Source organism: uncultured Nevskia sp., from assembly GCF_903885465.1.
Taxonomy (GTDB): Bacteria; Pseudomonadota; Gammaproteobacteria; order Nevskiales; family Nevskiaceae; genus Nevskia.
In genome coordinates this window covers 1-7,186 of record NZ_CAISIQ010000297.1, presented here as the reverse complement: position 1 = coordinate 7,186, position 7,186 = coordinate 1, and the positions used below count along the sequence as shown (strand labels likewise).

Sequence of the window (7,186 nt, the reverse complement as noted above, 5' to 3'; positions counted from 1 at the left end):
TTGCCTTCGATCAGCACGTCGCAGGTATCGAAGTTGGTCGGCGGGTTGCCGGCGCATTGGCTGTCCTGCGCACGGCCGAGCAGCGCGAGGCCCGCCCAGCCACCGGCCGGTGCGTCGGTCGGCGTTGCGGCGCTGCCATCGAAGCGGTTGGCGATCTGGGTGCGCGAGGTCAGCACGATCGGCGCTGCCGCCGTGCCGTTGGCGATGATCTGCGCGCCGCGGCTGATGACCAGGGCCGAACGGCCCGAGGCATAGACCAGCGTGCCCGGCTCGATAACCAGCACCGACGCGGTTTCGGCATAGCCGACCGCCGAGCGCTGCAGGTCACCGTTGCCGATGACTGCACCCGGGAAGCTGTCGGCTTCGATTTCGTAGACATTGTCGTTGGTCAGGGTCAGCGCGCCAGCGGTGCCGAAGCGGGCAGGCAGGCGACAGACGTCGTAGTTGCCGGTTGCGGCGGTACCGGTGAACAGGCCGGTTTCGTCACGCGACAGCGGACCGAACATCGCCACGAAGTCGCCGACCAGGGTGGTGCCGGCTGGGCAGGTGCTGGTGGCCTGGGCCACCGAAGCGCCCGACAGCGCGGTGCCGGCGGTGCCGCCGAATAAGCGCCAGATGTCGTCATTGCCATTGACGCGCACGGTCCAGCCGGCGGTCCAGGCGTTGGCACGGCTCACGGCCGGGTCGAAGGCGCCGATGTAGCTGGTGCTGACCACGGTGGATGGCACCGGCAGCGAGATCGCATCGGTCGCCGTGGCCGGCGGCCAGACCGCGGGAGCGGTGAAAGCGGCGTTGAGGCCAGTGGTGCCGGTGATCGGGTAGCCGGTGGCGTCGATGCGGCCGGCCACGCTCTGCGTGTTGTTGAAGCCCGGCAGCGCGAAGTAGGTGGCGATCGAGAATGGATCCGGCAGGCCGGTGCCTACGAGCGTCGTACCGGTGCCTGCACCGAGCGAGCCCGTGAGCGCGCCGGCCGGGGGCGTGCTGCCACCGGTCGTGGTGCCCGTGGTTCCACCCGTCGTGCCGCCGCCGGTCCCGCCCGTGGTGCTACCGGTCGTGCCGCCGCCGATGTTGATGACGGTGGTATTCGGATTCAGATCGGTGCCTTCGCAGGCGACGAGAAAGCCGCTACCGATCAGGGTCGCCGCGATGACTGCGGTTTTCTTGAAATGCATCTCTAATCTCCAGATGGGTTCGTGTTGCTGATGCTTCATGGCTGCTGACTGCTGCGGCCGCCGAAGAGGGCCGGCGACGCTCTCTTCAACTCAGAATTGGTACTGCACGCTGATCTGCCCGGAACGGCCGAGCTTGTAGCTGCGCTGCAGCGCAGCCTGGCCGTTGAACTGGCCTTGCTCGATGTCGATGCGCGGATCAAGAAGGTTTCGGGCCTTGAGCCCGATCTGCCAGTGCTGGCCGATGCCCTGCCGGATGTTGAAATCGAGCACCGGGTAGGACTTCTCGGTGGAGTTCGGCAGGTCGTTGATGCCGACTTCGGCCAGGCGGTCACCGAAGATGTTGAACAGCAAGGTGGCGTCGGTGCGGCTGGCCGGATTCGAGTAGCCGAGCGTGGCGTTGGCGAGATAGTTCGACTGGCCCTGCAGCTGGCGCGTCGAGCCATTCGGCAAGGTCACTTCCGATTCGATGCGCGAGAAGTTGCCGGCGACATAAGCGAACTGCAGCGGCGGTGCGATGGCCTGGAGGATGCCGAGGTCATAGCGGGCATCGAGTTCGATGCCGTAATCCTTCGCGCTGTTGGCGTTCTGGAACGAGCGCACCACCTGGTTGCCCGATGAAGCGTCGATGTTGAATTCGATCGGGTTGCGGATGTCCTTGTAGAAGATGCCGATCGACGCTGCTTTCGAGTTGCTCCAGTACTGCTCGAAGCGCAGGTCGTAGTTGGTCAGCTTCGCGGAACGCAACTGCGAGTTGCCGACCGTCAGGAAGCGCGTTTCCGGATCGAGGAAGTCGACTTCCGCCAGTTCACGAAACTGCGGACGGTTCAGCGACTGCGATACGCCGATGCGCACCTGCGTCTGGCGGCTGATGAACCAGGTCGCGTTCAGGCTCGGCAGGATGTCGCTATCGGTGAGACGCGAGTTCACCGTTGCGCCACCGGCCGGATCGCCGGTTTCGACGTTGATGGTGGACTTCTCGAGGCGGCCACCGGCCTGTACTTCGAACTGCTCGCCGACGAACACGTCGGTCATCACATAAAACGCGTTGACGTCCTGGGCTCCGTCATAGACGTTGGCGTTGCCGCCGCCCCGGATCGAGATGTTCAGATCGGTGAGATCGAAGCCGCCCGGCCCGAAGAAGGTCGGGGTCAACACGTTTTCGAGTGAGGGCACCAGCTGCAGCGTCCGGAACAGATCGCTGCGCTGCGTCGCCAGCGAGGAATAGGCGAAGCGCACCGATTCGAAATCACGATCACGACGGGTGCCGCGCGCGCCCCACTTGAAATCGCCGCGCAGACTGTCCGAGGCCTCGAACGGCAGGCTCAGATCGACACCCAGATCGAGCGTCTTGTCCTGCAGGAACTCCCAGGTACGACGTGGCTCCGAAGCTTCGCCGGACTGGCCGAAGCCGATCAGGAACGGATCGTCGGTGCCGACGGCGCGGAAGCGGCCGTAGGTGCGGCGGTCGAGCACGTCGCGATCGGCGACCGAGTAACCGGCCTGCCACTTGATCTTGAGTCCACCGGCGTCGGTCAGGGTGTGCTTGCCGGTCAGCTGATTGGTGATCAGCTGGCCTTCGACGTAGTCGAGCGTGATGCGTTCCTGATCGGTCGCGAAGCCGGCATCGCTGGCCACCGCGCGGCCAAAGAAAGCGCCCTTCTGCGTCTGACGGCTGAGCAAGGTGACGAAATCGACCTTGTGCTGCTTCGAGTATTCGTAGCCGAGGCCCAGGGTGCCGCCGGTCTCGAAGGTCTGCTCGGAACGCTGCAGTTCCTCGACGTCCTGGCGCGACACGTCCTGACCACCGCCACCGCCCGCCGTGAACACGCCGCGCTGTTCACGGCGGAAGCGATAGTTGGTGTCGTACAGGCCAGTGACCTGGAAGCCGAACTTCTGGGTGCCGCCGAGCTTGAACACGTTGCCGTAGCTCAGGCTTCCACCGAAGTCGGCCGGGGCCTTGTCGATGCGCTGCAGATCGAACAGGTTCGGCAGCGTCTGCAGCAGTTTCAGACGGTCCGCGAGCGTTGCGCCGCCGAGCGTGTTGGCGCCGTTGTTGGTGATGTCGCGATAGCTGCCGGGGAGGTCGCGCTGGCCGCCGTCGGTGCCGAGGTAATCGAAATCGGAGCCCTGATAGGTCAGCACCGGCGAAAACGTGGTCTGCGTGTTGCCGCCGACGTTGACTCGGATCGCACCGGTTTCGAAATCCGGCGTCGGCCGCGTTTCGATCAGCGCCACACCGCCGGAAAACTCGCCCGGCAGATCGGCGCTATAGGTTTTCTGCACCGTCAAACCACCGAGGAATTCGCTCGGGAAGGCATCGACGGCGACGACGCGGCGGCTCGGATTGAAGCTCGGGATTTCCGCGCCGTTGACCAGGGTCGTCGAATAACGATCACCGAGACCGCGCACCACCACGACATTGTTCTGCACGCTGACGCCGGTCACGCGACGGATCGCTTCTCCAGCATTGGAATCGCCGGCAGCGGCGATTTCTTCCTGCGAAACCGAGTCGATGACCGAGGTCGCGACTCTTTCCTTGGTCGCCGTCGACTGACGCCGGACCACGCCTTTTACGGTGACCGTGCCAAGTGCGGTGGCGCCGCTGCCCGGAGTAGTGGTCGTGGCTGCAGCCGACGAAGGCTTGACGGCACTGACACTGACCGCCAGCGAGCCGCCCAGTAGCGGCGAGGCGCGGACGCCCGGAATGTCCTGCGGTGCCGAGCCTTCGGCGGCAACCTGCACGGTGTATTCGCCGCGCGGCAGGTCGAGCTTGAAAGCGCCGCTGGCGTCGGTGGTGGTATTGATGGCGGTATCGGCGGCCGAAACCCTGGCACCGGCGAGCGGCTTGCCGCTGCTGTCGGTGACCGTGCCGGCGATCGGCGTGACCGCGGCTTCGCGGGCATTGAAGATGTCGCGCTCGACCTTGGCGTCGCCGACGTCGGCAGGCAGGTTGACGGCGACTTCGGCGGCATCGGCATCGCCGAGGCGAATCTCGGTGAACGCGACATTGGTGGTGCCGCGGGTCAGCACGATGCGATGCAGGCCGCTGGTGGTTCTAAAACTGATGCGGCCGCCGGCATCGGTGGTGCCGATCGATTTGCCGTCGACCGAGACGGTCAGCCCGGCAACGCCTTCAGCGCCCCGGACGACAGCGACAGCAACTTCACCCGGCGAAACCTGTGCGGCCTCGACCTGGCCGGCGACCGCAATGGCAAACAGTGACGTGGCAAGACGTGCACGCGTCATAAGAAAATTTCCCCGGTAAGTAGATCAATGCCCACGGCGGCGCCGTTTGGAATGGCGGCAAAGTACTGACCGGATATGACGGATTCGTGAAATTGTCAGGGGCTTATCCTGCCCCTCGACCGAAGATCATTCGAACGCGCAAGTTATTGTAAAAATTATGTTTTTATATTGATTTACAAATGTGAATTCAACGACTTGTGAGCCGTACGCAATACCGTCATAAAGCCTTGCTCGGTCACGGAAATGTCGCAATCGGTGGTCCGGACCGGAATGCTCACGGTCTGACGACTACCTCCGTTCGTCACCTGATGGTCGGCCTCGGCGGTCGGGCCGCATCCGGATCCATCGGTGCGCGAAAGAGCGCTTCTGGCACGCCGCGCGTCAGTTGATCCGGACCACCGCCGCCAACGGCCTGTGCTGCGGCTCGGAACGGGTACCAGTCTGTTTTTGTTGCATTGCGGCGTAAGGGTCGTTTCGCTATCATGCGCGACCCCAAACCCCGGCCCGGGCTAGGGCCCGGGCGTTCGCCGCTGCATGTCATGCGATTCAACGCATGACAAAAGCGCAGCGGCTCACCCAAGAATGGCAGCGGAGTCTCGGATGAGTGCAGTGGAAGGCGTTGAAATCACGGGCGAAATTCGTCCTGCGTACAAGAAGATCCTGACCAAGGACGCGATCGAGTTCGTCGCCAAGCTGGTGCGCAAGCACCGCAGCCGGCGCAGCGAGTTGCTGGAGCTCCGCAAGGAGCGGCAGGTCGCCATCGATGCCGGCAAGCTGCCGAAATTCCTGGCCGAGACCAAGGAAATCCGCAGTGGCAGCTGGAAGATCGCCGGCATTCCGGCTGATCTCCAGGATCGCCGCGTCGAGATCACCGGTCCGGTCGACCGCAAGATGGTCATCAACGCGCTGAACGCTGGTGCCAAGTGTTTCATGGCGGACTTCGAGGATTCGGCATCGCCGACCTGGGAGCTGATGCTCGACGGCCAGATCAACCTCCGCGACGCGGTCAACAAGACCATCAGCTATACCTCGCCGGAAGGCAAGGAATACAAGCTGAACAAGGAAGTCGCGACGCTGATCGTGCGTCCGCGCGGCTGGCATCTCGACGAGAAGCACATCCTGATCGACGGCGAACCGGCTCCGGGCGGCATCGTCGACTTCGGCCTGTACTTCTTCCACAACGCGGCCACCTTGCTGAAGAAGGGCTCGGGCCCGTACTTCTATCTGCCGAAGATGCAGTCGCATCTCGAAGCGCGGCTGTGGAACAGCGTGTTCGTCGACGCCCAGAAGGCGCTCGGCATTCCGAAGAAGACCATCAAGGTCACCGTGCTGATCGAAACGCTGTGGGCCGCGTTCGAGATGGACGAGATTCTTTATGAGCTGCGCGACCACATCGTGGCGCTCAACTGCGGCCGCTGGGATTACATCTTCAGCTGCATCAAGACGCTCAACGCGCATGGCGACTGGATGGTGCCGGACCGTCACTCGGTCGGCATGGATCGCCATTTCCTCGACAGCTACTCCAAGCTGCTCTGCGAGACCTGCCACAAGCGCGGCGCGATGGCGATGGGCGGCATGGCCGCGTTCATCCCGATCAAGAACGACAAGGCGAAGAACGACGCCGTGTTCGCCAAGGTGTCGGCCGACAAGCTGCGCGAAGTGCGCAACGGCCATGACGGCACCTGGGTTGCTCATCCGGGTCTGGTACCGGTCGCACTGGCGGTGTTCGACGAACACATGCCGGAGCCGAACCAGCTCGCCAAGCAATTCAATTACAAGATCAAGGCGGCGGATCTGCTCAAGCAGCCGATCGGCGAGATCACCGAAGGCGGCCTGCGCAACAACATCAATGTCGGCATCGGCTATGTCGAAGCCTGGATCGGTGGCAACGGCTGCGTGCCGCTGCACAACCTGATGGAAGACGCGGCGACTGCCGAAATCTCCCGCACCCAGGTCTGGCAGTGGCTGAAGTACGGCGCGACGCTTGCCGATGGCCGCAAGGTCACCAAGGGCCTGGTGCTGAAGACCATCGACGAAGAGCTGGCCGCCTACAAGGCGCAGCTTGGCGACGAGCGCTACTACCAGGGCCGTTTCGCGGAAGCCGCCGGCATCATGGCGCGCATGTCCACCGCCGAAAAGTGCGCGGACTTCCTGACCCTCGCCAGCTACGACTATCTCGACTGATTCAACTTAAGCGCTCTGCCGACAGCGTCGGAGTGCTTTTTCGCTGCAACCCACACCAACCGGGTCAAACCCCAAGAGGATGCTGCAATGACGAGCCGTGAAGACCAGATCAAGGCCCTGGAAAAAGACTGGGCAACCAACCCCCGCTGGGCGCTTGTCAAGCGCGGTTATTCCGCTGCTGACGTCGTCCGTCTGCGTGGCAGCGTCCAGCTTGATTACACGCTGGCGAAGAACGGCGCCGAGAAGCTCTGGGCCAAGGTCAACGGCGGCGCCAAGAAGGGCTATGTGAACGCGTTCGGCGCGATCACCGCCGGTCAGGCCATGCAGCAGGCGAAGGCCGGCCTCGAAGCCGTGTATCTGTCCGGCTGGCAGGTTGCTGCCGACGGCAACACCAGCGAAACCATGTACCCGGACCAGTCGCTGTACGCGTACGACTCCGTGCCGACCATGGTTCGCCGCATCAACAACACCTTCAAGCGCGCTGACGAAATTCAGTGGTCGCGTGGCATCGAGCCGGGCTCGAAGGAATTCATCGACTACTTCCTGCCGATCGTCGCTGACGCGGAAGCCGGTTTCGGTGGCGT

Annotated in this window: 2 protein-coding genes and 2 pseudogenes; 2 read left to right on the top strand and 2 right to left on the bottom strand. The window is 63.6% G+C overall.

Annotation, left to right across the window (positions count from 1 at the left end):
- Together QZY06_RS11505 and QZY06_RS11500 are read right to left on the bottom strand one after the other, a co-directional pair.
- Positions 1 to 1,172: pseudogene (locus QZY06_RS11505) on the bottom strand (hypothetical protein); the annotation flags it as partial.
- Positions 1,173 to 1,262: 90 nt separating this feature from the next.
- On the bottom strand, positions 1,263 to 4,418 hold the full coding sequence (locus QZY06_RS11500) for a TonB-dependent receptor (protein ID WP_295684327.1): 3,156 nt from the start codon (positions 4,416 to 4,418) through the stop codon (positions 1,263 to 1,265).
- Between the two features lie 600 nt (positions 4,419 to 5,018).
- Here QZY06_RS11500 and aceB point away from each other — a divergent pair.
- Both aceB and QZY06_RS11490 read left to right on the top strand, forming a co-directional pair.
- Entirely contained in the window at positions 5,019 to 6,602 is a 1,584-nt protein-coding gene (gene aceB / locus QZY06_RS11495) for a malate synthase A (protein WP_295684325.1), read from the top strand.
- 87 nt (positions 6,603 to 6,689) lie between these two features.
- Positions 6,690 to 7,186, top strand: a pseudogene (locus tag QZY06_RS11490) (isocitrate lyase); the annotation flags it as partial.